Annotated in this window: 1 protein-coding gene; it reads left to right on the top strand. The window is 66.2% G+C overall.

The window, feature by feature from the left end:
- A partial coding sequence (locus PQQ51_RS34375; protein WP_408501630.1) for a calcium-binding protein occupies positions 1 to 526 on the top strand: 526 nt, incomplete at both ends.

Raw genomic sequence — 526 nt, 5'->3', positions numbered from 1 at the left:
CCGGCGATGGCGGCAGCGATACGTTCGTGTTCAACGCCGGGTACGGCCATCTGGAGATCAGCGAGAGCTATTCCGGTGCGGCGCAGCCGGTACTGCAGCTGGGCGCCGGAATCAGTGCGTCGTCGCTGACGGTGAGGGCGAGCTCGAACGGCTCGGGGCTGGTGCTGACTGATGGCGTTGCCGGTGACCAGATCACGCTGGACAACATGCTCGGACTCAGCCCGTACGGTGTGCAGCAGGTGCAGTTCGCCGACGGCACGGCGCTGTCAGCGGCGCAACTGGTCCGGATGGAGACGACGGGCACAACGGGCAATGACACGCTCTACGGATCGCTGGGTGCAGACCTGTTCGACGGCAAGGGTGGGAGCGATGTCGAGGTCGGCGATGGCGGCAGCGATACGTTCGTGTTCAACGCCGGGTACGGCCAGCTGGAGATCAGCGAGAGCTATTCCGGTGCGGCGCAGCCGGTACTGCAGCTGGGCGCCGGAATCAGCGCGTCGTCGCTGACGGTGAGGGCGAGCTCGAA

This window comes from Paraburkholderia xenovorans, from assembly GCF_046030735.1.
In the GTDB taxonomy this organism is placed as follows: Bacteria; Pseudomonadota; Gammaproteobacteria; order Burkholderiales; family Burkholderiaceae; genus Paraburkholderia; species Paraburkholderia xenovorans_A.
The sequence above is the reverse complement of the archived record's forward strand: the minus strand, read 5'-3'. Positions and strand labels throughout refer to the sequence as shown.